Source organism: Lysobacter changpingensis (assembly GCF_017308985.1).
In the GTDB taxonomy this organism is placed as follows: Bacteria; Pseudomonadota; Gammaproteobacteria; order Xanthomonadales; family Xanthomonadaceae; genus Lysobacter_J; species Lysobacter_J changpingensis.
The window spans coordinates 1,191,114-1,216,823 of record NZ_JADWPE010000003.1; the positions used below are offsets into that span (position 1 = coordinate 1,191,114).

The window sequence follows — 25,710 nt, forward strand, 5'->3', positions numbered from 1 at the left end:
CGGAGCCGCCTTGAAAGCCCTGATCTTCGCCGCCGGCCTCGGCGAGCGCATGCGTCCGTTGACCGATCACACGCCCAAGCCGCTGCTGCGCGTGGGCGGCAAGCGCCTGATCGAATGGCACCTGGAGAAGCTCGCGGCGATCGGCGTGCGCGATGTGGTGATCAACACCAGTTGGCTCGCGGCGCAGTTCCCCGAGCAGCTGGGCGATGGCGGGCGCTGGGGATTGTCGATCCGCTATTCGTACGAAGACGAACGCCCGCTGGAGACCGGCGGCGGCATGCTGCACGCGCTGCCGCTGCTGGGCGATGCGCCGTTCCTGCTGGTCAACGGCGACGTGTGGACGGATGTCGATTTCGGGCGATTGCCGCGCGAGCCTTCGGGGCTCGCGCACCTGGTGATGGTCGATCGGCCGGCGCAGGCGACGCAGGGCGATTTCGCGCTGGACAAAGACGGGTTGGTGCGCAGCGACGGCGAGGATCGCCTCACCTACGCGGGCATCGGCGTGTATCGGCCGCAGTTGCTCGACGGCTGGCGTGCGCATGCGAGCGATGCGGGTGCGGATGAAACACCGCCGCGGTTCCGTCTCGCGCCGATCCTGCGCGCGCACATGGCGCGCGGGCGGGTCACCGGCGAGCACCATCGAGGGCGGTGGACGGATGTGGGGACGCCGGAGCGGTTGGCGGGGTTGGAGCGGGAGTTGGCGGTCCAGCCGCATTCGCTCCTGTAGCCCGGGCAAGCGAAGCGCACCCGGGGCTTCCGACCCCGGGTGCGCTTCGCTTACCCGGGCTACAAAGTCAGGGCTTCCGCGACGATTACGACAACGCCTCGCCACTCCCCAGCGTCTGCCGCAGGAACGGCACCGTGATCCGCCGCTGCGCCGCGAGCGAGGCGCGATCGAGTCGATCGAGCAGCGCCGTCAGGCCGCCCAGGTCGCGGCCGACGCGGCGGAGCAGCCAGTCCAGCGCCGCATCTTCCAGCACCAGTCCGCGACGCTGCGCGCGCTGCCGCAACACGTCGCGGCGACCTTCCTCGTCCAGCGGCGCGAGCGTGATGCGCGTGCACTGGCCCAGGCGCGAACGCAGGTCCGGAAGGCCGAGGCCGATCGCATCGGGGATGTCGCGCGCCGCGTACACCAGCGCGACGCCGGCGGCGCGGGCGCGGTTGTGCGCGTCGAACAGCGCGACTTCGTCCTCGCGGTTGCCCGCGATGACGTCCAGTCCGTCCAGCGCGATCACGTCGTTGCCTTCCAGCGCTTCCAGCGCATCGCGCAGGCGGCCGGCGGCGGCGATCAGTGGAAGGTACGCGGCGCGACGCCCGGCCGCCTCGGTGGCCGCGCAGGTCGCCAGCAGCAGGTGCGTCTTGCCGCCACCGGCGGGACCGGCGAGGTAGACGCTGTCGCGTCGCGCATCGGCGCGACCTTCGGCAAGCGCGCGCAGCTGTTCGATCGCGCCCTCGGGCGCGTGCACGAATGTGTCCAGGCGCTGGTCGGTCGGATAGCGCAAGGCCAGCGGCAACTGCGGAACGCTCACTGCGGGATTACTCGCTATGGATCACTCGGGCCTGTGGTCCGCCGGAGGCGGGAGGTGCGGGTCGGCGAGCGGATCGGCCAGCGCTTCCTCCGGCACCGGATGCGCGCCCACGTACAGGCGGCTGTGGCGGTAGCGCTCCTGCGCGTAGCGCAGCAGCACGTTCACCACCGCGGCCACCGGCAAGGCCAGCAGCATGCCGAGGAAGCCGAACAGCTGCCCGCCCGCAAGCACGGCGAAGATCACCGCCACCGGGTGCAGGCCGATGCGGTCGCCCACCAGCTTGGGCGTGAGCACGTAGCTCTCGATCACCTGGCCGATGCCGAACACGACCAGCACGCCGGCGACGTGCTGCCAGTCGCCGAACTGCACCAGCGCGGCGATCACGCCCAGGATGATGCCGCTGGCCGGCCCCAGGTACGGGACGAAGGTCAGCAGGCCGGCGATCAGGCCGATCAGGATGCCCAGGTCCAGCCCCACCGCCCACAGCCCCAGGCCGTACATCACGCCCAGCACCAGCATCACCAGGAACTGCCCGCGCAGGAACGCGCCGAGCACGTCGCTGGATTCGCGCGCCAGGCGGCTGACGATGTCGAGGTAGTCGCGCGGGATGAGCGAGGCGACGCGTTCGACCAGCAGGTCCCAGTCGCGCAGGAAGAAGAACGTGATCACCGGCAGCAGCGCGACGTTCGCCACCAGTCCGATCACCGCGAAGCCCGAACGCGACAGGTAGCCCAGCAGCGTCGTCGCGATGCCACCGGCCTGGTCCCAGTTGTCGCGGACGAGCTGGCTGATGTGGCCGAAATCCAGCCAGTCGGTGATTTCCACGCCGATGCGCTGCTCCACCCACGGCAGCGCGGTGAGCATGAACCAGTCGCGGTAGTGCGGCCAGGATGCCACCAGCGTCGAGATCTGGCGTTCGATCAGCGGCACCAGGATCAGCAGGCCGGCCAGCAGGATCAGCGCCATCGCGGTGAACACCAGCGTCACCGCGACGTTGCGCGAGCGCCCGGCGCGCTGCAGCCGGTCGACCAGCGGATCGCCGAGCCAGGCCAGCATCAGCGCGAACACGAACGGCGTCAGGATCGGCGCGAGCAGCCATACCAGCCAGCACACGCCCAGGGCGAGCGCCACCCACTGCAGGCGGCGCAGGAATCGTGCGATGTCGTCCAGTGCTGGCGATTGCATGTGGTTCCTTCGGGCGTGCGCCCGTCAACGCAGCCGGTAGACCGGCGGCTGGCCTTCCAGGCCTTCCAGTACATCGACGACGCCGTCGCGCGCGAGCAGGCGGTTCAGGCCCGGCATGCCGCTGACGAGGTCGAGTTCGTACTCCAGGCCTTGCGGCGTGGCGCGCACCGGCGCGATCCGGCGCACCACGGACAGCTTCTGCAGGTAGCCGGCCAGGCGGATGAAATCGTCGCTGCTGTCGATGCCGGTGAAGGTCACGCGGTACAGGCCCGGCTCGCCCGAGGGCGCGCGCTTGGCGTAGCGCTTCATCAGCGCGTCGGCCGCGCCGTCGGCGCCGCCGGCCATCAGCTGGCGGGCGTCGGGGCCGGTCTGGGACCAGTTCGCCAGCACCTTGCCGGCGTCGACGAAGGTCCAGTCGGCCTTCCAGCCGGCGGTGGTGTCGCGGTAGAGCTTGCCGATCAGCTGCATCGGCGGGCTGTAGCGGGCCGAGGCGCGCGCCACCGCGGCGCTGTCGCCGCGCCAGATCGCGCCGACCGCCGCCTGTTCGGCCGCGTTGCCGCTCGGCAGGCCGAGCTTGTAGCCACGCTCGACCGCGCGGTTGAGCGCCGGACGCGCCGCATTCACCTGCGGCAGGCCGACCAGGCGCGGGCCGCTGCCGTCGTCGATCGCCAGCCACAGCACGGGCTTGGGGCGCGGCTGCGGCCAGATCGGAATGCCCAGCGTCGCGGCGAGGTCGTTGACGGCCTCCTCGTCGAACTGGATCACCAGCAGCGTCCGGAAGGTCGGCGCCCCGGTCGGGCCCAGGCCCTCGTCCTGGCGGTAGTCGTACTGCTTCACGTAGATCTTCGCCTGGCGCAGCTCGTTGCCCACGCCCGGCTTGGACGCCGCGCCGCGATCGCCCGACAGCTTGCCCAGCACCTGCGCCAGGCCGCGTGCGAAGGCGGCGTTGCGCTCCGTCTCACCCTGGCCGTTGACCGTCACTTCGGTGGCGTAGATGCCCTCGGCGCGGGCGCGATCGCCCTCCACGCGCTGCGCGGAGGCGCCGAAACTCGCCGCCAGCAGGACCGCGGCCATGAACGCGGCCACCATCGGGAAGTGGATCTTCCGGAGGAACGTCATGCGCGGCGTTCCCGCGCGGATTGCCCGAACCATCGCTGTCCCTGAGTGCGTCATCAGCCGAAATGGTGCCGCAGCGCCCCCCGGCCCGTCCATTCGCGGAAGGCCGCCGGTCGCCGGCGACTGTTAAAATCGCGACTTCATCTCTCCGCGACCGACGAGGCCGCCCGTGTCGAATCCCCCCTCCGCTCCCACTCCGATCACCTACCGCGACGCCGGCGTCGACATCGACGCGGGCAACGAGGTGGTCGAACGCATCAAGCCGCTGGTCAAGCGCAGCTTCCGTCCCGAGGTGATGGGCGGCCTCGGCGGCTTCGGCGCGCTGTTCGACCTGTCGGGCAAGTACAGGGAGCCGGTGCTGGTGTCCGGCACCGATGGCGTCGGCACCAAGCTCAAGCTGGCGCAGCAGCTCAACCGCCACGACACCATCGGCATCGACCTGGTCGCGATGTGCGTCAACGACGTGCTCGTGCAGGGCGCCGAGCCGCTGTTCTTCCTCGACTATTTCGCCACCGGCAAGCTCGACGTGGACACCACGGTCGCCGTGGTCGGCGGCATCGCGAAGGGCTGCGAGCTGTCCGGCTGCGCGCTGATCGGCGGCGAAACCGCCGAGATGCCCGACATGTACCCGCCGGGCGAATACGACCTCGCCGGCTTCTGCGTCGCGGCGGTGGAAAAGTCCAAGCTGCTCGACGGCGCCAAGGTCCACGAGGGCGACGTGCTGATCGGCATCGCCTCCAGCGGCCCGCATTCGAACGGCTACTCGCTGGTGCGCAGGATCTACGATCGCGCCGGTCGCCCGGCCGATCTCGACGTCGGCGGCGTGAAGCTGATCGACGCGCTGATGGCGCCGACGCAGCTGTACGTGAAGCCGATCCTCGAACTGCTTGGCAAGCATGACCTGCATGCCATGGCGCACATCACCGGCGGCGGGCTGACCGAAAACATCATCCGCGTGATTCCGGACGGTCTGGGCCTCGACATCGAAGCGTCGGCCATCGTGCTGCCGCCGGTGTTCGACTGGCTGCAGCGCGAAGGCGCGGTGCCGTCGGAAGAGATGTGGCGCACGTTCAACTGCGGCGTCGGCTTCGTGCTGGTGGTCGCGCCGGGCGACGTCGCCGCGGTGAACGCCGACCTCGACCGCCTGGGCCTGCGTCATCGTCCGATCGGCCAGGTGGCGAAGGCTGCCGCCGGCGCCCCGCTCGAAAGCCGCGTGCGCATCGGTTGAGCGCGCCCTTGAGCGAGCCGGCGGACACATCGCGCCCGAACCGCATCGCCGTGCTGGTGTCGGGGCGCGGCAGCAACCTGCAGGCGATCCTCGATGCGATCGACGCCGGCTCGCTGCCGGCGCGCATCGTCGGCGTGTTCTCCGACAAGCCGGGCGCGGCGGCCCTGCAGCGCGTGGAACCGGCGCTGCGCTGGAGTGCGAGCCCGAAGGAGTATTCCTCTCGCGAAGCTTTCGACGCCGCGCTGGGCGATGCGATCGAGGCGGCGCGTCCGGACTGGATCGTCTGCGCCGGCTACCTGCGCATCCTGTGCGATGCCTTCGTCGAACGCTTCCGCGGCCGGCTCCTCAACATCCATCCGTCGCTGCTGCCGAAGTATCCGGGCCTGCGCACGCACGCGCGCGCCATCGCCGAGGGCGAAGCCGAGCACGGCGCCAGCGTGCATTTCGTGATCCCCGAACTCGACGCCGGCACCGTCGTCGCCCAGGCGCGCGTGCCGGTGCAGCCGGGCGACGACGCCGATGCGCTGGCCGCGCGCGTGCTCGACGTCGAGCATCCGCTGCTGGTCGCGGTGCTGCGCCTGGCGGTTTCCGGCCGGCTGGCTGAACAGGGAACAACCACGACACTGGATGGTCATGCCCTGTTTACGCCACTGCTCCTAGATTCCGCCGGTGCCCTGCGCGCCCCCGGCGCAGTTGCCCCCGTCTGACGGGGTCCTGCGGGAACTGGCATGCCTGCGCACCTCCCCTCCCCCGCCTTGTCGATGAAGCGTCTTACCCGCGTCCTGACCGCCACCCCGTTCCTGCTTTCGCTCGTGCTGGCGTCCTTTGCCGCGCCCGCGTCGGCGCTGGAGCCATTCGTGGCGAACTACCAGATCTTCAACGAAGGAAAACCGCTGGGCGAGGCGACGATGCAGGTCGTGCCCGACGCGAATCCCTCGCACTGGCGCATCGACCTGGACATGCGCGGCACGCGCGGCCTGATCGGCCTGGCCGGCGCCAACGCGCAGCAGAGCACCGTGTTCGACGTGGTCGGCACGGATACCTATCGCCCGCTGAGCCAGAGCACCGTGCGCAAGGCGATCTTCGTCGGCCGCAAGATCACCGGCACCTACGACTGGAATGCGCACACCGCGCGCTGGACCGGCGATGTGAAGAAGAACCGCCAGGCGCCCGTGCCGCTGAAGGACGGCGACATGAGCGGACTGCTGATCAACCTGGCGATCATCCGCGACGCGCAGCCGGGCCGGACGCTGCAGTACCGCTTCGTCGACAACGGCCGCGCGCGCGACCACCAGTACACCGTCGCGCAGGAGCTGGAAGGCGTCAGCGTCGACGGCATGGGATTCAACGCCATGCGCGTGAGCCGCGTTCAGGGCTCGGGCAAGGAGGAGACGGTAGTGTGGGTGGTCGAAGGCGTGCCCACGCCCGTGCGCATCCTGCAGCGCGAGAATGGCGAGGACACTTTCGACCTGCGCCTGGTCGACTACAAAGGAGCACCCTGATGGCCCACTTCACCACCCGACTGCTGCGCCCGGTCCTCGCCGCGGCGATGCTGGCCGCGGTCAGCGCGCCGGCGCTGGCGATCAAGCCATTCACCGCCGACTACCAGGCAAGCTACATGGGCATGCAGGGCCAGGGCCAGATGACGCTGGTCGCCGATGGCGCGAACCGCTGGAAGTACAGCCTCGCCGTCACCAGCCCGCTGGCGAACCTGCGCCAGACGACCGTGTTCGAGGAGGCCAACGGCCAGTGGCGCCCGGTTTCCGGCAAGGACACCTCGCAGGTGCTCACCAAGAAGCAGAACAAGAACGCGACCTACGACTGGTCCAAGGGCGTGGCGACGTGGACGGGCGACGTGAAGCCCGAGCGCGCCGGCCCGATCAAGCTGCAGCCGGGCGACATGGATGCGCTGCTGATCAACCTGGCGATCGTGCGCGACGTGCAGGCCGGCAAGTCCACGCAGTACCGCATGGTCGAGGACGGCCGCGTCAAGAATCTCGACTACACCATCGCCGGCAAGGAAGCGATCACCGTCGGCGGCCAGTCGAAGCAGGCGACCAAGGTCGTCAGCACGCAGGGCGACAAGCAGACCATCGCGTGGATCGTGGACGGCATGCCGGTCCCGGCGCGCATCCTGCAGCGCGACAAGGGGCAGGACGCGATCGATCTGCGGGTGCAGGACGTTCGCTGATCGTACCGGACTCCACGGGAACGATGGACGAAACGAAAGGCCCCGCATCGCGGGGCCTTTCGTTTTGAATCGTCACCGCCGACCGTATCGCAACGACGCCGACGCTCACTCGGCCGACGGCTTCACCATCGTCCGGCAATCCACCCGCAACGTCTCGCTGCTGCCGCGGAAGGCGAAGGCGCGGCATTCGCGCGCGCCGCCGTTCGTGGCGGTGATCGTCGTCTTGACGGTGACCGCGTAGAACGACTGCAGCATCTCGTGCATCGTCACGTTGCCGTCGCCGTTCCAGTCCATGTCCTTGCGTTCGATCCCGCGCGTGACGGCTGCGCCGGTGAAGTGCAGCCACGCGACGACGATCAACAGCACGACGAAGAACCCCAGCGTCGCGATGCGGCGCGCGGTGAACGGCGCGCGCTTTCCGGTCAGGTCGATCAGTGCCATGGTCAGCGCCTGCTCCTCAGCCCGCGATGCGCCGGATCTTCGCGCCGAGCCCCGAGAGCTTCTCCTCGATGTTCTCGTAACCGCGGTCCAGGTGGTAGATGCGGTCGATGGTCGTCGCGCCCTCCGCGACCAGGCCGGCGAGCACCAGCGACGCCGACGCGCGAAGGTCGGTCGCCATCACCGGCGCGCCGCTGAGCTTCTGCACGCCGCGCACGATCGCGGTGTGGCCTTCCACGCGGATGTCGGCGCCCAGGCGCTGCAGCTCCGAGACGTGCATGAAGCGGTTCTCGAAGATGGTCTCGTTGATCACGCCCACGCCCTCGGCGATGCAGTTGAGCGCCATGAACTGCGCCTGCATGTCGGTCGGGAAGGCCGGGTGCGGCGCGGTCGTCAGGTCGACGGATTTCGGACGGCGCCCGCCCATGTCGAGCGTGATGCGGTCGCCATCCACCGTGATCTGCGCGCCGGCCTGCTTGAGCTTGTCGATCACCGCGTCGAGCGTGTCGGGACGCGCGCTGCGCACGGTCACGCGGCCGCCGGTCATCGCCGCGGCGACCAGGAACGTGCCGGTCTCGATGCGGTCGGGCAGCACGTGGTGGCTGCCGCCCTGCAGGCGCTCCACGCCGTGCACGACGATGCGCCCGCTGCCGGCGTGCTCGATGTTGGCACCCAGCGCGTTGAGGCAGTCGGCCAGGTCGACGATCTCCGGCTCCATCGCGGCGTTTTCCAGCACGCTGGTGCCTTCGGCAAGCGCGGCGGCCATCAGCACGTTCTCGGTGCCGGTGACGGTGACCATGTCGAACACGAAGCGCGCGCCCTTCAGGCGGCCGTTGCGACGGGCCTTGATGTAACCGTTCTCGACGCTGATGTCCGCGCCCAGCGCCTGCAGGCCCTTGATGTGCTGGTCGACCGGACGCGAACCGATCGCGCAGCCGCCCGGCAGCGAGACTTCGGCCGCGCCGTACTTCGCCAGCAGCGGACCGAGCACGAGCACCGAAGCGCGCATCGTCTTGACCAGTTCATAGGGCGCGACGTGGCTGTGCACGGTGGTCGGGTCGACGATCATGCCGCGGCCCTTGCCAAGCGTGCCCTCGTCCACCGTGATGCCGGCGCCGAGTTCGCCCAGCAGCTTGGCGGTGGTCACCACGTCGTGCAGGTTCGGCACGTTGGTGATCGACACCGGGCCGTCGGCCAGCAGCGTCGCGCACAGGATCGGCAGGACGGCGTTCTTCGCACCGGAGATCTGCACCTCGCCGTTGAGCGCGGCGCCGCCTTCTACAACGATCTTTTGCATGTCGGGGGTTCGGGATTCGGGAGTGGGATTCGGAAATGCCGGGGTGCGTCAGGGCTCTTGCGAATCCCGGATCACGAATCCCGGATCCCGGCTTCTTCCGGCGTCAACGTCTTCAGCGCAAGCGCGTGGATCTCGCCGCCCATGCGCTCGCCGAGGGTCGCGTAGACCAGGCGATGGCGGGCGAGCGGCAGCTTGCCGCGGAAGGCTTCGGCCACGACGGTGGCCTCGAAATGCACGCCGTCGTCGCCGCGCACGTCGGCGCGTGCGCCGGGCAGGCCCTGTTCGATCAGCTGGCGGATGGTGTCGGGATTCAAGGGACGAACCTTTGGTTGCGAGCTCGGGGGGAAGCGGTTTCGCGCATCCTGCGCGCCGCGCGTGGCGGTGGTCCGCGATCGGGGCCGGCGTCGTGGGGCGCCCGTGACGGGCACATCCGGGCGCGACCGCCTAGAATGGACGGATTAGCCTAGCGGAAAGACCCCCGGTCCGAAATGGCGCGCCCCATGGCAAGCATTCCCATTCCCTCGCCCGTCCACGCTCCGGTCCATGCGGACGATCCCGCCACGCTCGCCGCGAGCGGCCGTCGCGTGTTCGAGATCGAAGCGCAGGCGCTGTCCGCGGTCGCCTCGCGCATCGATGGCGACTTCAGCGCGGCCTGCCGGCTGATCCTCGCCTCGCAGGGCCGCGTGGTCTGCACCGGCATGGGCAAGTCGGGCCACGTCGCGCGCAAGATCGCCGCGACCCTGGCCTCCACCGGCACCCCGGCCTTCTACGTGCACCCGGGCGAAGCCGGGCACGGCGACCTGGGCATGATCACCGACGTCGACATAGTCCTGGCGCTGTCGTACTCGGGCGAGAGCGACGAAGTGCTGATGCTGCTGCCGGGCCTCAAGCGCCAGGGCAACAAGCTGATCGCGATGACCGGCCGGCCGAATTCCTCGCTGGCGCGCGAGGCCGACGTGCACCTGGACGTCAGCGTCCCCGCCGAGGCCTGCCCGCTCGCGCTGGCGCCGACCTCCAGCACCACCGCCTCGCTGGCAATGGGCGACGCGCTCGCGGTCGCGCTGCTCGACGCGCGCGGCTTCACCGCCGACGATTTCGCGCGCTCGCATCCGGCCGGCGCGCTCGGCCGCCGCCTGCTGCTGCACATCGTCGACATCATGCATTCCGGCGACGACGTACCGCGCGTGGGCGCCGACGCCAGCATCAGCGAGGCGCTGGTCGAGATGAGCCGCAAGCGCCTGGGCATGACCGCCGTGGTCGACGCGGACGATCGCCTGCTCGGCCTGTACACCGACGGCGACCTGCGCCGCACGCTGGACGACGATCGCCTCGACCTGCGCAACACGCGCATCGTCGAGGTGATGACGCGTTCGCCCAAGACCATCGGCTCCGATGCGATGGCGGTGGAAGCGGCGCAGCTGATGGAAGCGCACAAGATCAGCGGCCTGCTGGTGGTGGATGGCAAAGGCCGCGTCGTCGGCGCGCTGAACATTCATGACCTGTTGCGGGCTCGCGTTGTCTAACGGCGGGGAACGGGTGGAAAGGAACGAGAACCGAGTGGGACCCTCCGGCTCGCCTTCGCTCTCCACTCCTTTCCCGATCCTCCTCACTCACCTCTAGCTCCATGCCCTACAGCCACCTCAACGACTACCCCGCCGACATCCGCGAACGCGCCTCGCGCATCCGCCTGGCGTGCTTCGACGTCGACGGCACGTTGACCGACGGGCGGCTGTACTTCGATGACGAGGGCAGCGAGCTGAAGGCCTTCCACGTGCACGACGGCCAGGGACTGACGCTGCTGCGCAAGGTCGGCATCTCGGTGGCCTTCATCACCGCGCGCGCCGGGCCGATCGCGAAGCGTCGCGGCGAGGACCTGGGTATCGACGAGGTGCACGTGGGCGTGAAGGACAAACTGGCGTGCGTGCATGACATCGCCGCGCGCATGGGCATCGCGATGGAACAGGCGTCCTTCATGGGCGACGACCTCGCCGATCTGCGCGTGATGCTGCAGACCGGCTTCGCCGTGGCGCCGGCCGACGCGCACCGCTGGGTCGGCGAACGCGTGCACTGGCGCACCACCGCGCGCGCCGGGCACGGCGCGGTGCGCGAGTTCTGCGACCTGCTGCTGGCCGCGCAGGGCCATGCCGAACGACTGCTCGCCGACCTGGTCCGCGTCGAAGGCGTGCGCGTGGAAGGCAACGCATGAACTGGCGCGCGATGAACTGGCGCGCGATCGGCACCCTCGCCCTCCTCGCCGGCGCACTGCTGAGCGGCTGGCTGCTGTGGCAGCAGCGCGATCGCGACACCGCGACGGGGCCGATCGGAAAACGGCCCGACTACGTGCTGCACGATTTCCAGGCGACCGTGCTCGATGAAGACGGACGCGAGTCCTTCACGCTCAACGCGCCGCGGCTGGAACGCGATCCGGACGTGCGCACGATGCAGATCGCCACGCCGCAATTCCATATCCCGCCGCGCCAGGGCAGCCAGGCATCGCCGTGGGACATCCGCTCGCAGACCGGATGGGTCAGCGAGAAGGGCGAGGAAGTGCGACTGCGCGGCGGCGTGAACGCCCGCAGCACGAACGCCGACGGAAAGCCCATCAAGGTCGTCACCGAGGAACTGAACGTTTTCCCCGACGCCCGGCGCGCCACGTCGGCCGCGCAGGTAACCCTCACGCAGCCGGGCCTTATACTGAACGGCCGCGGCCTGGAAGCCGACCTCGATGCGAAGCGCATCACCCTCAAGAATGACGTCAAGGCCCGATATGAACGTGCTGCGCCTTAGTGCAACGCTGGAAAAGTCCCTCGCGGGCTTCGCCGGCGCTGCGTTGCTGGTCCTGGCACTGATGCCGGCCGGCGCGCTCGCCCGCACGTCCGATCGCAACAAGCCGATGGACATCGATGCCGGCCGCAGCGACTACTCGATGGACGACAGCCGCCCCACCGTCCTCAGCGGCGGCGTGATCATCACCCAGGGCACGCTCGAGATCCGCGCCGAACAGGCGGTGATCACCACGCGCGACGGCGAACCCGCGCGCGCCGTGCTGACCGGGTCGCCGGTGACGCTGAAGCAGGAACTCGACGACGGCAAGCTGATGGACGCCGTCGCCAACAAGGTCGATTACGACCTCAAGACCGAGATCGTCGTCTTCACCGGCGGCGTGAACATCCGCCAGCCGTCCGGCTCCATCGCCGGCGAGCGCGTGGTCTATAACATGCGGACCGGCCAGGTGCAGGGCGGCGGACAGGGCGCGAACGATCGCGTGAAGATCCGCATCATGCCGAAGAACGCGCAGGGGGGCGGCTGATGCTGGTGGCCCAGGGCCTGCGCAAGGCCTACCGTTCGCGCGAAGTGGTCAAGGACTTCGGCCTCACGCTCGACGCCGGCGAAGTGGTGGGCCTGCTCGGCCCCAACGGCGCGGGCAAGACGACCTGCTTCTACATGATCGTCGGCCTCGTTCCGGCCGATGCCGGGCAGATCGTGCTCGACGGCAAGGACATCACCGCCGAGCCGATGTACGCGCGCGCCAAGTACGGCGTGGGCTACCTGCCGCAGGAGCCTTCGGTGTTCCGCAAACTCACCGTGGCCGACAACATCCGCCTGGTGCTCGAACTGCGCGAGGACCTGGACCGCGACGGCCGCGATCGCGAACTGGAAAGCCTGCTCGACGAACTGCAGGTCGGCCACGTCGCCGACCAGATCGGCGCCAGCCTTTCCGGCGGCGAGCGCCGTCGCGTGGAAATCGCACGCGCGCTGGCCGCGCGTCCGCGCCTGATGCTGCTCGACGAACCCTTCGCCGGCGTGGACCCGATTTCGGTCGGCGAGATCCAGCGGATCGTGCGCCACCTCAAGAATCGCGGAATCGGGGTGCTCATCACGGACCATAACGTCCGCGAAACCTTGGGCATTTGCGATCGGGCGTATATCCTCAACGAAGGCGGCGTTCTGGCGCAGGGTGCACCGGACGCGCTGCTTGCGAACCCCGACGTACGTCGCGTCTACCTGGGCGAAACCTTCCGGCTGTAAGGATGTGTCGAAGGTGCGGCTTCTCCGCACGCCCAACGCCACGCGGCCGTCGGATCCCCCTGGTCGCGTTGGCATTCGACGATGAAACCGCGTCTCCAAGCCGCTCTCGGACAACAGCTGGTGATGACACCGCAGTTGCGTCAGGCGATCCGCCTGCTGCAGCTGTCCGCGATCGAGCTCGAGGCTGAACTGGCCGCAGCGGTGGAGAGCAATCCGCTGCTGGACTGGACCGAAACCGCAATCAGCGTCGCCGACGCGGGCATCAACGGCGAATCCGGCGGCGAAGGCGCCGCCAGCAGCGCCGAACCCGAACACCTGCCACCGGAAGCCGAATGGAACACCGACGGCGAACCCTGGTACGAGCGCCTCGGGCCGGCCGACAGCGACGACGAAACGCCCATCGCCGAACAGGTGGCCGAATCGGACACGCTGCACGACCACCTGTTGTGGCAGTTGCACCTGAGCCCGCTCTCCGCGCGCGATCGATCGATCGGCGTGGCCCTGATCGAATCCATCGATGACGACGGCTACCTGCGCGAGCCGCTGGAGTCGATCGCCGCCACGCTCGCCTCGACGCTGGAATGCAGCCTCGAGGAACTCACCACGGTGCTGCACCAGATCCAGCAGTTCGACCCGGTGGGCGTGGGCGCGCGTTCTCTGGGCGAATGCCTGCGCCTGCAGCTCGCGCAGCTGCCTGCGGAGACCCCGGGCCGCGCATTGGCCCACCAGCTGGCCAATGGTCCGCTCGAACGCCTCCCGCGCGTGGGCGTGGCGGGGCTCGCGGCGGAACTCAAGCTAGACCTGGGCGAGGCGGAAACCGCGGTGCAGTTGCTGCGATCGCTCGATCCGCGCCCCGGCGCGCAGATCGGCGCGATCGCCAGCGACACCTACATCGCACCGGACGTGGTGATCTGGCGCCAGCACGGCCTGTGGCGCGTCGCGCTGGCCGATGGCATGCGTCCGCGCATTTCGATCCATCGTGGCTACGAGAACATGCTGCGCCACGCCAGCGGCGCGGATGCGAGCTACCTGCGCGGCCACCTGCAGGAGGCGCGCTGGCTGCTCAAGAGCCTGGAAGCGCGCGGCGAGACGCTGATCAAGGTGGCGCGCTGCCTGATCAAGCAGCAGGCGGCGTTCCTGGAATTCGGCGACAGCGCACTGCGTCCACTCACGCTGCGCGAAGTCGCGGCCGAGGTCGGGCTGCATGAATCCACGGTGTCGCGCGCGATCGCCCGCAAATACGCGCGCACGCCGCGGGGCACGGTGCCGCTGCGCGCGTTCTTCGCATCCGGCATCGAGACCGGCACCGGCGGCGAGGCGTCCAGCACGGCGATCCAGGCCATGATCCGCCGCCTCATCGAGGCTGAAAATCCGCGCAAGCCTCTCTCCGATGCCCGCCTGGCGGAGACGCTCAAGGCCACCGGCGTTCCCGTCGCGCGGCGTACCGTCGCCAAGTACCGCGAGGCGATGAGCATTCCGTCCTCGCAGGATCGCGTAAGGATCGGTTAGGAATTCGACATCGCGGCGTGAAGGCCGCGAACACAAAACCTTGCCGGATCAAAGCGTTCGGCGCGGAACCCCGAAACTGCGGATGCAGGCCCCTTGCGCAACGCGCCCGGCGTGCCATCCTGTCCTCCCGTCGCGACGTAAAGGAGGTCTCCGATGCGTATCGAAACCTACGGCCAGCAGATCGAGGTCACGCCCGCCCTGCGGGACTACGTGGAAAGCAAGCTCTCGCGACTGGAACGGCATTGCGAACAACCCTTCGACGTTCGCACCCAGCTGAGCCTTGAGAAACCCAACCACCGCGCCAAGGCCACCGTGAACCTCGCCGGCCGCACCCTGGTCGCCGACGCGCAGGCCCTGGACATGTACGCCGCCATCGACCTCCTGACCGACAAGCTCGACCGTCTGCTCCGCGAGCACCGCAGCAAGGTGGTCGACCATCACCGCGGCGAAAGCGCCGCCCGCAGCAACAGCTTCGGCTGATCATCGGACCCCACCGCCCGCACCATGCCGCTGCATGACCTGTTGTCACGCGCGCGTGTCGCCATCCTGGATGGCCACGCCATAGAGACGGGCGCGCCCGGGACGGGCGTGTCCGCGTTGCCGCGCGTGCTCGATGCGGCGGCATGGCTGCTGGCCGATGGTGGGAACACCGCATCCATCGCGCTCGCGCTGCGCGAACGCGAGGCCCGCGCGAGCACCGCGCTCGGCCACGGCGTCGCGCTTCCGCACGCGCGCGTCGCCGGCCTGGACGAGTGCCGCGCCGCGTTCCTGCGGTTGCAGCATCCGGTCGATTCCGGCGCGCCCGACGGCGAGCCCGTCGACCTCGTGCTCGCCCTGCTCGTGCCCGAGCACGAGGTCAGTGCACAGGTGCAGCGTCTGGCGGAGATCGCCGAACGCTTCGCCAATCCCGATTACCGCGCCGCGCTGCGCGAGGCGCGCGACGTCGGCGAGCTGCACGGAGTGTTGTGCGGCGCTTCCGATTTCCTTCCCTGCGCCGCCTGAGGGTCCGCATGAGCACCAGCATCAGCGCGGGAGAACTGTTCGAACAACAACGCGATCGCCTCGGCCTGCGCTGGCTGGCCGGGCAAAGCGGCGAGCGGCGCGTCCTGGAATCGGTCAACACTGTCGCGCGGCGTCCGTCGCTGGCCGGCTATCTCAACGCGATCTATCCCAACAAGGTGCAGATCCTGGGCACCGAGGAACTCGCGTGGCTCGACGCACTCGAACCGCGCCTGCGCTGGGAGACCATCGAGAAGATCATGCAGTTCCGGCCGCTCGCGCTGGTGATCAGCAAGGACCAGACCTGCCCGGAAGACCTGCGCATCGCCGCCGAGGAAAGCCACACGCCGCTGTGGGCCTCGCCGCGTCGCGGGCATGAGCTGCTCAACCACCTGCAATACCACCTCGCGCGGTCGCTCGCGCCGCGCGTGACGCTGCACGGCGTGTTCATGGAGATCTACTCCATCGGCGTGCTGATCACCGGCGAATCGGGATCGGGCAAGAGCGAGCTCGCGCTGGAACTGGTCACGCGCGGCCATCGCCTCGTCGCCGACGACGCACCGGAGTTCACCCAGATCGCGCCGGACGTGCTCGACGGCACCTGCCCGGAAATGCTCCAGGACCTGCTCGAAGTGCGCGGCCTGGGGGTGCTCAACATCCGCCAGATGTTCGGCGACACCGCGGTGAAGAACAACAAGTACCTGCGCCTGATCGTGCACCTGGGCAAGCCGATGACCGAGCCCAAGCCGATGGGCATGGAGCGGCTCACCGGCGACAGCGGCGTGCGTCGCGTGCTCGACCTGGACGTGCCGATGATCACCCTGCCCGTCATGCCCGGCCGCAACCTCGCCGTGCTGACCGAAGCGGCCACGCGCCTGCACAGCCTGCGCATGAAGGGGCTGGATCCGGCGGCGGCGTTCATCGCGCGGCACAGCAATTTCCTCGAACGCGGCGATGCCTGACCGCGCACCTCCCTCCACTTCGCCCGAGCCATGAGCGAATCGCCCAACTCCATTCTCGTCATCGTCAGCGGCATGTCCGGGTCGGGCAAGTCCGTCGCCCTGCGCACGTTCGAGGACCTGGGATATTTCTGCGTCGACAACCTGCCCGCCGACCTGCTGCCGCAGTTCGTCGCCAGCGTGATGCGCGCCGACGACGGCGCGCCGGCGAAGATGGCGGTGAGCATCGACGTGCGCAACCGGCACAGCGACCTGAGCAACATTCCCGAGTGGTTGTCGGCCGTCGGCAAGCTCGGGCTGGATCCGCGCCTGGTCTTCTTCGATGCGAACGAAGCCGCGCTGCTCAAGCGCTATGCCGACACGCGCCGGCGCCATCCGCTGAGCCATCTCGGACTGTCGCTGGCCGATGCGATCGCGCTGGAGCGGCAGGTGCTCAAGCCGCTGCGCTCCATCGCCGACGCGGTGGTCGACACCAGCACGCTCAACGTGCACCAGCTGCGCCGCCAGGTGCTGACCGAATTCGGCATCGGCGGCGACACCGGCATGTCGCTGCTGTTCGAATCCTTCGCCTACCGCCGTGGCGTGCCCCCGGACGCGGACTTCGTGTTCGATGCACGCGCGCTTCCCAATCCGCATTGGGACCCGGTACTGCGGCCGTTGTCCGGTCGCGATGCCGCGATCCGCGAGTACCTGGAATCGCAGGCCGACGTGAACCTGTTCTTCGAACAGATCCGCGCTTTCCTCGACACCTGGCTGCCGCGCCTGCACGTGGACAGCACGCGCAGCTACGCGACCATCGCCTTCGGCTGCACCGGCGGGCGGCATCGTTCCGTGTACCTGGCCGAACGCTTCGCCGAGCACGCCCGCTCGCAGGGCTGGGACGAGGTCGCGGTGCACCATCGCGAGCTGGACTGACACGACGTTCACGATCCGGGACCTTCCAGCCCCTTCCCGTGAACTCCAGCCCGCTTTTCCCAGCGTGCGCTGAACGGGCTCACGAAATTTTCGCATCACGCTTGCGCAAGCCTTGCGGTGCCAAGGCTACGGTCGGGTTGCGCTGCCCAATGGCGCCCACCCGCAGGAGAGTGCAATGCAGGACTCCACCCTCACGCAGACATCGATCCTGGCGACCGCGCTGGCCGTCGCGCTCGTGATGTCGCCCGCCTTCGCGCAGCGCACCGAACCACCGACGCCGACCACGCCACCGACCGGCAGCACCACCGACACCACGCCGCGGACCCTGAGTTTCGCGGACCTCGACGTCAACGCCGACGGCAAGGTGAGCAAGGACGAAGCGGCGGCCGACGCGCGACTGACCAGTCATTTCGCGCAGGTCGACCGCGATGGCGATGGCCAGGTCTCGGAGACCGAATTCGCGGCGGGCCATCAGCGCACCGATACCTCCACGCCGCAGTGAAGCACGACCGCTTGCGGCGACGCGGTTGCCAGGTCGCCGAACCCTTCCCCCTGAAAGGAGCATCGATCGAATGAACGCCCGACTCCATCGCCTGACCGGCGCGCTTGCGCTGGTCCTCGTGTCCTCGACGCTGGCCCTGGCCGGCTGCCAGAGGACCGAGACCGACACGGTCCCGCCGACCACGGAAACCCCGCCGGCCGACACCACCACGCCGCCTGCGGACACGACCACGCCGCCGCCGACCGATACCACGCCACCGACCGACAGCACGATGCCGCCGACGGATACCACCACTCCGCCGCCGACCACGCCGCCGCCGACCGAAGGCACGGACACCACCCCGCCGACGGACCAGACCACGCCGCAGGACCAGACCACCCCGCCGCGTTCGTGATCGCACGTCGGATTCCCACCCCGAACGGCCCGCGCAAGCGGGCCGTTTCCGTGTCCGGCCGGCGGCTTTCGTGACGGCGTTCCTGATGTCGCCGCGCGCCTCCTCCGACGCTACGCGAAGCGCGTGTCCCGGAAGTCGCAGGACGGCAGCATTCCCGCTTCCGGGCCGTCACCCGGACCTGTTAAGTTGGCGGCATGGCCGTCGGCATCCTGCTCATCACCCACGAAGGCATCGGCACCGCGCTGGTCGCGGTGGCGCGCCGGTTGCTGAGCCAGTTGCCGCTGCGCACCGAAGCGCTGGAGGTGCCGTTCGAAGGCGATCCCGACGCGCTGCTGCCGCAGGCCAGCGCGGCGTTGCGCCGGGTGGACGGTGGCGACGGCGTGCTGGTGCTGACCGACCTGTACGGCGCGACGCCCAGCAACCTCGCGGCGAAGGTCGCGCGACTGGGCACGCCGGTGCGGCGCGTCTCGGCGGTGAGCCTGCCGATGCTGCTGCGGGTGATGAACTACGCCGACCTGGGCCTGGACGAACTGCCGGCGGTCGCCGCCGCCGGTGCGCGCAACGGCGTGATCGTGGACGAAGCCTGACGCCGGTCGGGCGCAACGAAGCAGCTGGACGAAGCATGAGTGGAGCAGAACAAGGGCGGGACCGGCGACGGGCCCGGAGGACGCGACGATGATCGAGCACGATTTGACCGTCAGCAATCGACTCGGCCTGCATGCGCGGGCCACGGCCAAGCTCGTGCAGACGCTGTCGGGCTACCGCAGCAGCGCCACGCTCACGGCGAAAGGCCGCGAGGTGAACGCCAAGAGCATCATGGGCGTCATGCTGCTCGCCGCCGGCCAGGGCACGCAGGTGAAACTGCGCGTGGAAGGCGAGGACGAGGAGCACGCCGCGCAGGCGGTCGTGTCGCTGTTCGAACGCCGTTTCGACGAAGACAGCTGAGGCGCCGATGAGGCAGGAGTTCGCAGGACATGGGGCCTCGCGCGGAAGCGCGCTCGGCCGCGCCCGCGTCCGCCTGCCGCACGTACTGGAAGTCGTCGAGGAACACATTCCGGCCAAGCGCGTGGAACGCGAGATCGCGCGCCTGCGTGCCGCCATCGCCACCGTGCGCGGCGAGATGGTGTCCCTGCGCGAACGCCTGCACGGCGCGCTGGCGCACGAGGTCGGCGAATTCCTCGATCTGCACAGCCTGCTGCTGGACGACCCCGAACTGCTGCACGGCCTGGACGAACTGATCCGCACCGGCCGCTATTCGGCCGACTACGCGCTGCGCCTGCAACGCGACCGCATCGCCGCCGTCTTCCAGACCATGGACGACGCCTATTTCCGCAGCCGCGTGGACGACATCGACCAGGTGATCGGCCGCATCCACGCCGCGCTGCATCGTCGCGATGCCGGCATGCCCGGCGTGGCCGGCGAGATCCTCGTCACTGACAACGTCGCGCCGGCCGAAATCGCCCAGTTGCAGGCGCAGGGCGTGATGGCGATCGTCACCACCACCGGCAGCATCCTGTCGCACAGCGCGATCCTCGCGCGCAGCCTGCACCTGCCGCTGGTGGTCGGTACCGAGAAGGCGCTGCAGAAGATCAACGACGGCGACGTGCTCGCCGTGGACGGTGCCAGCGGTCGCGTGATCCTGGAACCCGACGCGGAGGACCTGCGCGCGCACCGTTCCCGCGTGCGCGAACTGGCGCGCGAGCGCAAGCAGTTGCACCGCCTGCGACGCGAACCCACGCGCACGCTCGACGGCGTGGACATCAAGCTGTACGCCAATGCCGAATCGCGCGAGGACGTGGCCGAGGCGCACGCGCTCGGCGCCGCCGGCGTGGGCCTGTACCGCACCGAATTCCTGTTCCTCCAGCGCAACGAGCTGCCGGACGAGGAGGAACAGTTCCGCGTCTACCGCGACGTGGTGCTCGGCATGACCGGGCGCGCGGTGACGATCCGCACCCTCGACCTGGGCGCGGACAAGGCCGACCGCACGGGCCTTGCGCTGCGCGACGAGCCCAACCCCGCGCTCGGCCTGCGCGGCGTGCGCCTGTCGCTGGCGCGCGCGAACCTGCTGGAAGCGCAGCTGCGCGCGCTGGTGCGCGCGTCGGGCTACGGGCCGCTGCGCATCCTGCTGCCGATGGTGTCCACGCGCGAGGAAGTGCGCGCGGTGCGCGCCACGCTCAACCGCGTCACCGCGCAGCTGCGCGAGGAAGGCTGCGAGATCGCCGAGCACATCCCGCTGGGCGCGATGATCGAAGTGCCGGCCGCGGCGATCGCGCTGCCGGCGTTCATCGGCGCGGTGGATTTCCTGTCGATCGGCACCAACGACCTGGTGCAGTACCTGCTCGCCGCCGATCGCAACAACGAGGCGTTGACGAGCCTCTACACACCGCTGCATCCGGCGGTGATCCGGCTGGTGCGCGACGTCATCCAGCTCGCCCGGAAGCGCGGCAAGCCGGTGGCGGTGTGCGGCGAAATGGCCGGCGACGCGCACTTCGCACCGATGCTGCTGGCGCTGGGGCTGATGGAATTCAGCCTGCATCCGGCCACGCTGCTGGAACTGCGCCGCACGATCCGCCATTGCGACCTGGCGCAGTTGCAGGCGCGCGCACCGGCGCTGCTGCGCGCACGCGATCGCGCGGGAATCGAGGAGTGGATCGCGGAGAGTGCGCCCCGGTTCTAGGAACGAGTGAAGGAGCGAGAGTGCCGGTGTGCTCCTGCCCGTTTTTCGTTCCTCTCCACTCGATCCTGGCTTAAACTGACGCCATGAACGCCTGACCCTGTCGTGCCCGAGCGGCCCGACGCGACCACGCTTCTCACGAAGCACGGGAAGCCCCGAATGGCCGAAGCCGTCCGCCACGACAAGACCGCGCGCCAACTGCGCCTGCTTTCCGACGCGCTGGACAGCGGTCGTCTGGGCCCCGTGCGCCGGCTGGTCAACACGCTTTCCCCCGCCGAGATCGGCAACCTCCTCGAATCGCTCCCGCCGGGCAAGCGCACGGTGGTGTGGGGCCTGGTCGATGCCGAGGACGACGGCGAGGTGCTGGTCCACGTCGGCGACGACGTGCGCGAAAGCCTGCTGGCCGAGATGGACCCGGACGAAATCGTCGCGGCCGTCGAGGACCTTGACATCGACGACCTCGCCGACCTGGTCGAGGACCTGCCGGACACCGTCATCGACGAAGTCCTCAAGTCGATGGACCGCGAGAACCGCGAGCGGCTCGAGCAGGTGCTGTCGTACCCGGAGGACACCGCCGGCCGACTGATGAACCCCGACGTGGTGACGGTGCGCACCGACACCACCATCGACGTGGTACTGCGTTACCTGCGCCTGCGCGGCGAGCTGCCCGAGCACACCGACCACCTGTACGTGGTCAGTCGCCGCCACCAGTACCTGGGCCGCATCGCGCTTGCGGCGCTGCTCACGCACGAGCCGGGCACGCCGATCAACAAGCTGATCGACGACGAGCAGCCGGCGATCGACGTGGAGGAATCGGCCAACGAGGTCGCGCGCAAGTTCTCCGACCACGACTGGATCAGCGCACCGGTCGTGGACGACAACAACATCCTGCTCGGCCGCATCACCATCGACGACGTCGTCGACATCATCCGCAACCAGGCCGAGCACCAGGCGCTGAGCGCCGCCGGCCTGGACGAGGACGAAGACCTCTTCAGCCCCGTCTGGCGCGCGATGCGCCGCCGGCTGATCTGGCTGTCGATCAACCTCGCGACCGCGTTCCTGGCCGCGAGCGTGGTCGGCGAATTCGCCGACACCATCGACAAGCTGGTCGCGCTGGCCGTGCTGATGCCCATCGTCGCCGGCATGGGCGGCAACGCCGGCACGCAGGTGCTGGCGCTGATGGTGCGCGGCCTCGCGCTCGGCCAGGTCGGCGCGGCGAACGTGCGCACGCTGCTGTGGAAGGAATCGCGCGTGGCGCTGCTCAACGGGCTGGTGCTCGGCACGCTGCTGGGCCTGATCGTGCTGCTGTGGTTCCACAGCGTGGGGTTGTCGATAGTGATCGCGACCGCGCTCACCGCGAACCTGCTGTTCGCGGCGGTGGCGGGCGTGCTGGTGCCGGTGACGATCAAGCGCTTCGGCTACGACCCGGCGCTGGCGTCGGGCATCTTCCTCACAACGGTGACGGACGTGATGGGGTTCTTCACCTTCCTCGGGCTGGCGACGGTCATCCTGCTGCACTGATCGCACCCATCGCCGCGATCTGCGACGCACGCCATTGCGGCGCGCCGCGGCTGCGCCAATGATGCGGGCCGACGCCAGGAGTCCCGCCATGCCCTCGCCTTTCCGCCTCGCGACCTTCGCCATCGCGCCGTTGATCCGTCTTGCCGCCATCGTCGCGGCGCTTGCGGTGGGCGCCTGCGCGACCACGCCGCGCGAGGCCGTGCCCGGGCAGTTCGTCGAACGCAGCGTGGTGGTGGACGGTTCCCCGCGCCGGTACCAGGTGTTCGTGCCCTCGCGGCAGGCGGGAGGAAAGAATCCTGCCACGGTGCTGTTCCTGCATGGCTCGGGCGAGCGCGGCACGGACAACCGCAAGCAGGTCGAAGTGGGGCTCGGACCGTTCGTGCGCGAACACGCGACGCGTTTTCCGGCGATCGTCGTCTTCCCGCAGTCGCCCGAAGGCACGTCGTGGACCGGTACGCAGGCGCGCGTGGCGCTGGCCGCATTGGATGCATCGATCGACGAGTTCGATGGCGACGAGGACCGCATCGTGCTCACCGGCATGTCGCGCGGCGGCTATGGCGTGTTCGAGCTGGCGATCATGGAGCCGCGCCGCTTCGCCGCGCTGGTGCCGGTGTGCGGCGGCATCACGCAGCCGCCGGCGTTGAAGGAACACCTGCAGGTCGAAAGCGTCGCGCTCGCGCCCGACCCGTTCCTCGCCGCCGCGCAGAAGCTGCAGAAGCTGCCAGTGTGGGCGTTCCATGGCGGCAAGGACGACGTGGTCACGCCCGACCAGTCGCGCCACATGGTCGAAGCGCTGCGCGGCGTGGGCGGCAACGTGCGTTACACGGAATTCGCCGACCTCGGCCACAACGCGTGGGATGCGGCGTATGCGACGCCGGAGCTATGGACCTGGGCGTTCTCACAGGAGCGCAAGGGCGGGTTGTTCTGAGCCCAGCGCGATGTCGGCGCTTCACCCCTCTCCCTGCGGGAGAGCGGTTGGGGTGAGGGTCGGCGGAGTGTCGCCGCTGGTGCTAGCAATGGGCTCTTGTAGCCCGGGTAAGCGAAGCGCACCCGGGGACCGTCACGCCCAACCCGGGTGCGCTTCGCTTACCCTGGCTACAAAGGCTGGATCCTTTTTCAGGGGTGACGATCAGGCGCGCAGCAACGCCTCCAGCACCGCCATCCGCACGGCGACGCCGTTGCTCACCTGCCGCAGGATTAGCGACTGTGGGCCGTCGGCCACTTCGTCGGTGATTTCCACGCCGCGATTGATCGGGCCCGGATGCATCACCACCGCATCGGGCGCGGCGTGCGTCAGGCGTTGCGCGGTGAGACCGAACTCGCGGTGGTAGTCGTCGAGCGAATCGATCAGCCCTTCCTCCATGCGCTCGCGTTGCAGGCGCAACATCATCGCCGCGTCCACGCCGTCCAGCGCGGCATCGAGATCGTGCGAGACGACGCAGCCGTCGAGCGTGCCATCGTTCGGCAGCAGCGAGGCCGGGCCACATACGCGGATCTCGCCGGTGCCGAGCGTGCGAAGCGCCTGCAGGTCCGAACGCGCGACACGCGAATGCTTCACGTCGCCGACGATCGCGACCTTCAGCTTCGAGAAATCCGAGCCCTTCGCCTGGCGCAGCGTGAGCATGTCCAGCAGGCCCTGCGTCGGATGCGCGCTGCGGCCGTCGCCGGCATTGACCAGTGCCGTGCCGTGTTCGACGTGCTGCGAGAGCGCGGCCACGGCGCCATCTTCGTGGTGGCGGATGACGAAGCCGCGCACGCCCATCGCTTCGAGGTTCTTCAACGTGTCCAGCGCGGTTTCGCCCTTGCGCGTGGACGAGGTGGACGCGTCGAAGTTCAGCACGTCCGCGCCCAGCCGCTGCGCGGCCAGCGTGAAGCTCATGCGCGTGCGCGTGGACGGTTCGAAGAACAACGTGCACACCGCGACGCCATCCAGCGCGCGGCGGTCGTAGTGCCCGTCGGCGAACGCCTGCGCGCGCGTGAGCAGCGCATCGAGCGCGTCGAAAGGCAGGCCATCGAGCGTGAGCAGGTGGCGCGGAAGGTGCATAGTCGATGCGTTCATGCGGTCGGCGGCGGGCTCGGCCGTGTCGGCCTTGCGGGATCGGAAAGGTCGGAAAGGTCCAGCGCGTCGTCGGGCGCGGCGAGCCAGCGTTCGATGATCACCGCGGCGGCGACCGCATCGAGCGCTTCCGCGTCGCGGCGGCGCTTGCGGCCTTCGGCGCGATCGGACGCGAAACGCTGCGCGGCCTCGATCGAACTCATGCGCTCGTCCACCAGCACCACCGGCAGGTTGTAGCGGTGCGCCAGTTCGCGCGCGAAGGCATGGGCGCGCTGGCGGATCGGCTGGTCGCCGCCGTCCAGCGACATCGGGTCGCCGACGATCAGTCCGTCGGGCCGCCACTCGCCGCGCAGCCGGTCGATCGACGCCCAGTCGGGCCCGTGCCCGTGTACGTCGATCACGGCAAGCGCGCGTGCGCCGTGCCCAAACGCGCTGCCGACCGCCACGCCGATGCGGCGCGCGCCGACGTCGAAGCCGAGCACGGTGCCGTCGCGGCGGATGCGGGGTTTGTCGGGCGAGGCCGCCATCAGGCGTGACCGGCGTAATCGGCCAGATGCGCGAAATCGACGCCGATGCGACCGGCGGCGGCCTGCCAGCGCGCGTCCAGCGGCAGCTCGAACAGCAGCTCGGCGTCGGCCGGCGCGGTGAGCCAGTCGTTCTCGGTCAGCTCGTGTTCGAGCTGGCCCGAACCCCAGCCGGCACAGCCCAGCGCGACGATCGCGTTGTCGGGGCCTTCGCCGCGCGCCATCGCTTCGAGGATGTCGCGCGAGGTGGTGAGGAACAGATGGTCGGTGATGGCCATCGTCGAATCCCACTGCATGCCGCCGTCGTGCAGCACGAAGCCGCGCTCCGGATGCACCGGGCCGCCGGCGAGCACCGGCTGGGCGCGCAGCGTTTCGTCGCCGCTCTCCAACCCCATCTGGCCGAGCACTTCGCCCAGCGTGTATTCGGATGCGCGGTTCACCACGATGCCCATGGCACCGTCGGCGTCGTGCTGGCAGATCAGCGCCACGCTGCGCGCGAAGTTCGAATCGGCCAGCGCGGGCAGCGCGATCAGCAGCTGGTTGGCCAGTGGCGTGGGCGTAACGGACATGGCCGCATTCTAGCCCGCCGGGCGTGACGCGTGCCGCATCGCGGCACGGCGTAGGATGGCGACTTTCCCTGCCGC

At 69.4% G+C, this 25,710-nt stretch carries 31 protein-coding genes; 22 read left to right on the top strand and 9 right to left on the bottom strand.

Translation table 11 applies throughout. From position 1 onward, the window contains the following. Positions 1-10: 10 nt before the first annotated feature. Positions 11-727: an N-acetylmuramate alpha-1-phosphate uridylyltransferase MurU gene (gene murU, locus I4U41_RS12475; RefSeq protein WP_206861411.1), complete on the top strand. Its 717-nt coding sequence runs from the start codon at positions 11-13 to the stop codon at positions 725-727. 85 nt (positions 728-812) lie between these two features. On the opposite strand, the gene hda is transcribed toward murU, so the two are convergent. Genes hda through I4U41_RS12490 form a run of 3 tightly spaced genes read right to left on the bottom strand, consistent with a single transcriptional unit; the run spans position 813 to position 3,833 of the window. Next, entirely contained in the window at positions 813-1,529 is a 717-nt protein-coding gene (gene hda, locus I4U41_RS12480; RefSeq protein WP_206861412.1) for a DnaA regulatory inactivator Hda, read from the bottom strand. Positions 1,530-1,550: 21 nt separating this feature from the next. Continuing rightward, positions 1,551-2,714 carry an AI-2E family transporter gene (locus I4U41_RS12485; protein ID WP_206861413.1) on the bottom strand — a complete coding sequence of 388 codons (1,164 nt, stop codon included), beginning with the start codon at positions 2,712-2,714 and terminating at the stop codon, positions 1,551-1,553. Positions 2,715-2,738: 24 nt separating this feature from the next. Continuing rightward, complete coding sequence (locus I4U41_RS12490) at positions 2,739-3,833, bottom strand: DUF2066 domain-containing protein (protein ID WP_206861414.1); 1,095 nt, start codon at positions 3,831-3,833, stop codon at positions 2,739-2,741. A gap of 166 nt (positions 3,834-3,999) precedes the next feature. Between I4U41_RS12490 and purM the strand changes: the two genes are divergently transcribed. Genes purM through I4U41_RS12510 form a run of 4 tightly spaced genes read left to right on the top strand, consistent with a single transcriptional unit; the run spans position 4,000 to position 7,249 of the window. Continuing rightward, positions 4,000-5,058 carry a phosphoribosylformylglycinamidine cyclo-ligase gene (purM, locus tag I4U41_RS12495; protein ID WP_206861415.1) on the top strand — a complete coding sequence of 353 codons (1,059 nt, stop codon included), beginning with the start codon at positions 4,000-4,002 and terminating at the stop codon, positions 5,056-5,058. Positions 5,059-5,066: 8 nt separating this feature from the next. Continuing rightward, positions 5,067-5,765: a phosphoribosylglycinamide formyltransferase gene (gene purN, locus I4U41_RS12500; RefSeq protein WP_206861416.1), complete on the top strand. Its 699-nt coding sequence runs from the start codon at positions 5,067-5,069 to the stop codon at positions 5,763-5,765. 54 nt (positions 5,766-5,819) lie between these two features. Beyond that, the gene (locus I4U41_RS12505) at positions 5,820-6,560 is read left to right on the top strand and encodes a DUF3108 domain-containing protein (RefSeq protein WP_206861417.1); all 741 of its coding nucleotides are present in this window, start codon (positions 5,820-5,822) and stop codon (positions 6,558-6,560) included. Continuing rightward, the gene (locus tag I4U41_RS12510; protein WP_206861418.1) at positions 6,560-7,249 is read left to right on the top strand and encodes a DUF3108 domain-containing protein; all 690 of its coding nucleotides are present in this window, start codon (positions 6,560-6,562) and stop codon (positions 7,247-7,249) included. Before I4U41_RS12505 ends, I4U41_RS12510 begins: the two co-directional genes overlap by 1 nt. 105 nt (positions 7,250-7,354) lie before the next feature. On the opposite strand, the gene I4U41_RS12515 is transcribed toward I4U41_RS12510, so the two are convergent. From I4U41_RS12515 to I4U41_RS12525, 3 genes are all read right to left on the bottom strand, one after another. Next, the gene (locus I4U41_RS12515; protein WP_242525135.1) at positions 7,355-7,690 is read right to left on the bottom strand and encodes an EF-hand domain-containing protein; all 336 of its coding nucleotides are present in this window, start codon (positions 7,688-7,690) and stop codon (positions 7,355-7,357) included. A 16-nt stretch (positions 7,691-7,706) separates the two neighbouring features. After that, positions 7,707-8,984 (bottom strand): UDP-N-acetylglucosamine 1-carboxyvinyltransferase, encoded by a 1,278-nt coding sequence (gene murA, locus I4U41_RS12520; protein WP_206861419.1) that lies wholly within the window; start codon positions 8,982-8,984, stop codon positions 7,707-7,709. A 71-nt stretch (positions 8,985-9,055) separates the two neighbouring features. After that, complete coding sequence (locus I4U41_RS12525; RefSeq protein WP_206861420.1) at positions 9,056-9,298, bottom strand: BolA family protein; 243 nt, start codon at positions 9,296-9,298, stop codon at positions 9,056-9,058. A gap of 186 nt (positions 9,299-9,484) precedes the next feature. Between I4U41_RS12525 and I4U41_RS12530 the strand changes: the two genes are divergently transcribed. The 17 genes from I4U41_RS12530 to I4U41_RS12610 all read left to right on the top strand — a co-directional run bounded on the left by I4U41_RS12530 (position 9,485) and on the right by I4U41_RS12610 (position 23,414). Continuing rightward, entirely contained in the window at positions 9,485-10,507 is a 1,023-nt protein-coding gene (locus I4U41_RS12530) for a KpsF/GutQ family sugar-phosphate isomerase (protein ID WP_206861421.1), read from the top strand. Between the two features lie 101 nt (positions 10,508-10,608). Next, positions 10,609-11,190 (top strand): KdsC family phosphatase, encoded by a 582-nt coding sequence (locus I4U41_RS12535; RefSeq protein ID WP_206861422.1) that lies wholly within the window; start codon positions 10,609-10,611, stop codon positions 11,188-11,190. After that, complete coding sequence (gene lptC, locus I4U41_RS12540) at positions 11,187-11,771, top strand: LPS export ABC transporter periplasmic protein LptC (RefSeq protein WP_206861423.1); 585 nt, start codon at positions 11,187-11,189, stop codon at positions 11,769-11,771. Before I4U41_RS12535 ends, lptC begins: the two co-directional genes overlap by 4 nt. Then, entirely contained in the window at positions 11,752-12,294 is a 543-nt protein-coding gene (lptA, locus tag I4U41_RS12545) for a lipopolysaccharide transport periplasmic protein LptA (RefSeq protein WP_206861424.1), read from the top strand. Before lptC ends, lptA begins: the two co-directional genes overlap by 20 nt. After that, entirely contained in the window at positions 12,294-13,013 is a 720-nt protein-coding gene (gene lptB / locus I4U41_RS12550; protein ID WP_206861425.1) for an LPS export ABC transporter ATP-binding protein, read from the top strand. Before lptA ends, lptB begins: the two co-directional genes overlap by 1 nt. 81 nt (positions 13,014-13,094) lie before the next feature. Further along, on the top strand, positions 13,095-14,522 hold the full coding sequence (locus tag I4U41_RS12555) for an RNA polymerase factor sigma-54 (RefSeq protein WP_206861426.1): 1,428 nt from the start codon (positions 13,095-13,097) through the stop codon (positions 14,520-14,522). A 153-nt stretch (positions 14,523-14,675) separates the two neighbouring features. Beyond that, positions 14,676-15,002 carry a ribosome hibernation-promoting factor, HPF/YfiA family gene (hpf, locus tag I4U41_RS12560; protein ID WP_115842550.1) on the top strand — a complete coding sequence of 109 codons (327 nt, stop codon included), beginning with the start codon at positions 14,676-14,678 and terminating at the stop codon, positions 15,000-15,002. 24 nt (positions 15,003-15,026) lie between these two features. Further along, the gene (locus I4U41_RS12565) at positions 15,027-15,524 is read left to right on the top strand and encodes a PTS sugar transporter subunit IIA (RefSeq protein ID WP_206861427.1); all 498 of its coding nucleotides are present in this window, start codon (positions 15,027-15,029) and stop codon (positions 15,522-15,524) included. Positions 15,525-15,532: 8 nt separating this feature from the next. Further along, positions 15,533-16,483: an HPr(Ser) kinase/phosphatase gene (hprK, locus tag I4U41_RS12570; protein ID WP_206861428.1), complete on the top strand. Its 951-nt coding sequence runs from the start codon at positions 15,533-15,535 to the stop codon at positions 16,481-16,483. A 30-nt stretch (positions 16,484-16,513) separates the two neighbouring features. After that, positions 16,514-17,395: an RNase adapter RapZ gene (gene rapZ / locus I4U41_RS12575; protein ID WP_206861429.1), complete on the top strand. Its 882-nt coding sequence runs from the start codon at positions 16,514-16,516 to the stop codon at positions 17,393-17,395. A 175-nt stretch (positions 17,396-17,570) separates the two neighbouring features. Next, positions 17,571-17,897, top strand: coding sequence for an EF-hand domain-containing protein (locus I4U41_RS12580; RefSeq protein ID WP_206861658.1), 327 nt, complete (start codon positions 17,571-17,573; stop codon positions 17,895-17,897). A gap of 70 nt (positions 17,898-17,967) precedes the next feature. Next, on the top strand, positions 17,968-18,291 hold the full coding sequence (locus I4U41_RS12585) for a hypothetical protein (protein WP_206861430.1): 324 nt from the start codon (positions 17,968-17,970) through the stop codon (positions 18,289-18,291). 194 nt (positions 18,292-18,485) lie between these two features. Continuing rightward, positions 18,486-18,878: a PTS sugar transporter subunit IIA gene (locus tag I4U41_RS12590; RefSeq protein ID WP_206861431.1), complete on the top strand. Its 393-nt coding sequence runs from the start codon at positions 18,486-18,488 to the stop codon at positions 18,876-18,878. A gap of 88 nt (positions 18,879-18,966) precedes the next feature. Continuing rightward, on the top strand, positions 18,967-19,236 hold the full coding sequence (locus tag I4U41_RS12595) for an HPr family phosphocarrier protein (protein WP_206861432.1): 270 nt from the start codon (positions 18,967-18,969) through the stop codon (positions 19,234-19,236). 7 nt (positions 19,237-19,243) lie between these two features. Continuing rightward, the gene (gene ptsP / locus I4U41_RS12600) at positions 19,244-20,968 is read left to right on the top strand and encodes a phosphoenolpyruvate--protein phosphotransferase (RefSeq protein WP_206861433.1); all 1,725 of its coding nucleotides are present in this window, start codon (positions 19,244-19,246) and stop codon (positions 20,966-20,968) included. A gap of 156 nt (positions 20,969-21,124) precedes the next feature. After that, a complete protein-coding gene (mgtE, locus tag I4U41_RS12605) occupies positions 21,125-22,486 on the top strand; it encodes a magnesium transporter (protein WP_206861434.1) in 1,362 nt (453 codons plus the stop codon). An 88-nt stretch (positions 22,487-22,574) separates the two neighbouring features. Then, entirely contained in the window at positions 22,575-23,414 is an 840-nt protein-coding gene (locus I4U41_RS12610; RefSeq protein WP_206861435.1) for a carboxylesterase family protein, read from the top strand. A gap of 201 nt (positions 23,415-23,615) precedes the next feature. Here I4U41_RS12610 and I4U41_RS12615 read toward each other — a convergent pair whose 3' ends face one another. Genes I4U41_RS12615 through I4U41_RS12625 form a run of 3 tightly spaced genes read right to left on the bottom strand, consistent with a single transcriptional unit; the run spans position 23,616 to position 25,635 of the window. Next, the gene (locus I4U41_RS12615; RefSeq protein ID WP_206861436.1) at positions 23,616-24,545 is read right to left on the bottom strand and encodes an aspartate carbamoyltransferase catalytic subunit; all 930 of its coding nucleotides are present in this window, start codon (positions 24,543-24,545) and stop codon (positions 23,616-23,618) included. Continuing rightward, positions 24,542-25,069 (bottom strand): Holliday junction resolvase RuvX, encoded by a 528-nt coding sequence (gene ruvX, locus I4U41_RS12620; protein ID WP_206861437.1) that lies wholly within the window; start codon positions 25,067-25,069, stop codon positions 24,542-24,544. The genes I4U41_RS12615 and ruvX overlap by 4 nt, the downstream gene beginning before the upstream one ends. Beyond that, positions 25,069-25,635: a YqgE/AlgH family protein gene (locus I4U41_RS12625; protein WP_206861438.1), complete on the bottom strand. Its 567-nt coding sequence runs from the start codon at positions 25,633-25,635 to the stop codon at positions 25,069-25,071. The genes ruvX and I4U41_RS12625 overlap by 1 nt, the downstream gene beginning before the upstream one ends. Between the last annotated feature and the right edge of the window lie 75 nt (positions 25,636-25,710).

Excerpts from the sequence above, each read along its gene's own strand:
- hpf (WP_115842550.1), top strand. The coding sequence starts at position 14,676 with ATGCGTATCGAAACCTACGGCCAGCAGATCGAGGTCACGCCCGCCCTG.
- I4U41_RS12510 (WP_206861418.1), top strand. The coding sequence starts at position 6,560 with ATGGCCCACTTCACCACCCGACTGCTGCGCCCGGTCCTCGCCGCGGCG.
- I4U41_RS12555 (WP_206861426.1), top strand. The coding sequence starts at position 13,095 with ATGAAACCGCGTCTCCAAGCCGCTCTCGGACAACAGCTGGTGATGACA.
- I4U41_RS12515 (WP_242525135.1), bottom strand. The coding sequence starts at position 7,690 with ATGGCACTGATCGACCTGACCGGAAAGCGCGCGCCGTTCACCGCGCGC.
- lptB (WP_206861425.1), top strand. The coding sequence starts at position 12,294 with ATGCTGGTGGCCCAGGGCCTGCGCAAGGCCTACCGTTCGCGCGAAGTG.
- I4U41_RS12485 (WP_206861413.1), bottom strand. The coding sequence starts at position 2,714 with ATGCAATCGCCAGCACTGGACGACATCGCACGATTCCTGCGCCGCCTG.
- I4U41_RS12625 (WP_206861438.1), bottom strand. The coding sequence starts at position 25,635 with ATGTCCGTTACGCCCACGCCACTGGCCAACCAGCTGCTGATCGCGCTG.
- hprK (WP_206861428.1), top strand. The coding sequence starts at position 15,533 with ATGAGCACCAGCATCAGCGCGGGAGAACTGTTCGAACAACAACGCGAT.
- I4U41_RS12565 (WP_206861427.1), top strand. The coding sequence starts at position 15,027 with ATGCCGCTGCATGACCTGTTGTCACGCGCGCGTGTCGCCATCCTGGAT.
- I4U41_RS12595 (WP_206861432.1), top strand. The coding sequence starts at position 18,967 with ATGATCGAGCACGATTTGACCGTCAGCAATCGACTCGGCCTGCATGCG.
- I4U41_RS12590 (WP_206861431.1), top strand. The coding sequence starts at position 18,486 with ATGGCCGTCGGCATCCTGCTCATCACCCACGAAGGCATCGGCACCGCG.
- lptA (WP_206861424.1), top strand. The coding sequence starts at position 11,752 with ATGAACGTGCTGCGCCTTAGTGCAACGCTGGAAAAGTCCCTCGCGGGC.
- I4U41_RS12490 (WP_206861414.1), bottom strand. The coding sequence starts at position 3,833 with ATGACGTTCCTCCGGAAGATCCACTTCCCGATGGTGGCCGCGTTCATG.
- I4U41_RS12585 (WP_206861430.1), top strand. The coding sequence starts at position 17,968 with ATGAACGCCCGACTCCATCGCCTGACCGGCGCGCTTGCGCTGGTCCTC.
- I4U41_RS12615 (WP_206861436.1), bottom strand. The coding sequence starts at position 24,545 with ATGAACGCATCGACTATGCACCTTCCGCGCCACCTGCTCACGCTCGAT.
- I4U41_RS12535 (WP_206861422.1), top strand. The coding sequence starts at position 10,609 with ATGCCCTACAGCCACCTCAACGACTACCCCGCCGACATCCGCGAACGC.
- ruvX (WP_206861437.1), bottom strand. The coding sequence starts at position 25,069 with ATGGCGGCCTCGCCCGACAAACCCCGCATCCGCCGCGACGGCACCGTG.
- I4U41_RS12530 (WP_206861421.1), top strand. The coding sequence starts at position 9,485 with ATGGCAAGCATTCCCATTCCCTCGCCCGTCCACGCTCCGGTCCATGCG.
- rapZ (WP_206861429.1), top strand. The coding sequence starts at position 16,514 with ATGAGCGAATCGCCCAACTCCATTCTCGTCATCGTCAGCGGCATGTCC.
- murA (WP_206861419.1), bottom strand. The coding sequence starts at position 8,984 with ATGCAAAAGATCGTTGTAGAAGGCGGCGCCGCGCTCAACGGCGAGGTG.
- mgtE (WP_206861434.1), top strand. The coding sequence starts at position 21,125 with ATGGCCGAAGCCGTCCGCCACGACAAGACCGCGCGCCAACTGCGCCTG.
- lptC (WP_206861423.1), top strand. The coding sequence starts at position 11,187 with ATGAACTGGCGCGCGATGAACTGGCGCGCGATCGGCACCCTCGCCCTC.
- ptsP (WP_206861433.1), top strand. The coding sequence starts at position 19,244 with ATGAGGCAGGAGTTCGCAGGACATGGGGCCTCGCGCGGAAGCGCGCTC.
- I4U41_RS12505 (WP_206861417.1), top strand. The coding sequence starts at position 5,820 with ATGAAGCGTCTTACCCGCGTCCTGACCGCCACCCCGTTCCTGCTTTCG.
- I4U41_RS12610 (WP_206861435.1), top strand. The coding sequence starts at position 22,575 with ATGCCCTCGCCTTTCCGCCTCGCGACCTTCGCCATCGCGCCGTTGATC.
- I4U41_RS12580 (WP_206861658.1), top strand. The coding sequence starts at position 17,571 with ATGCAGGACTCCACCCTCACGCAGACATCGATCCTGGCGACCGCGCTG.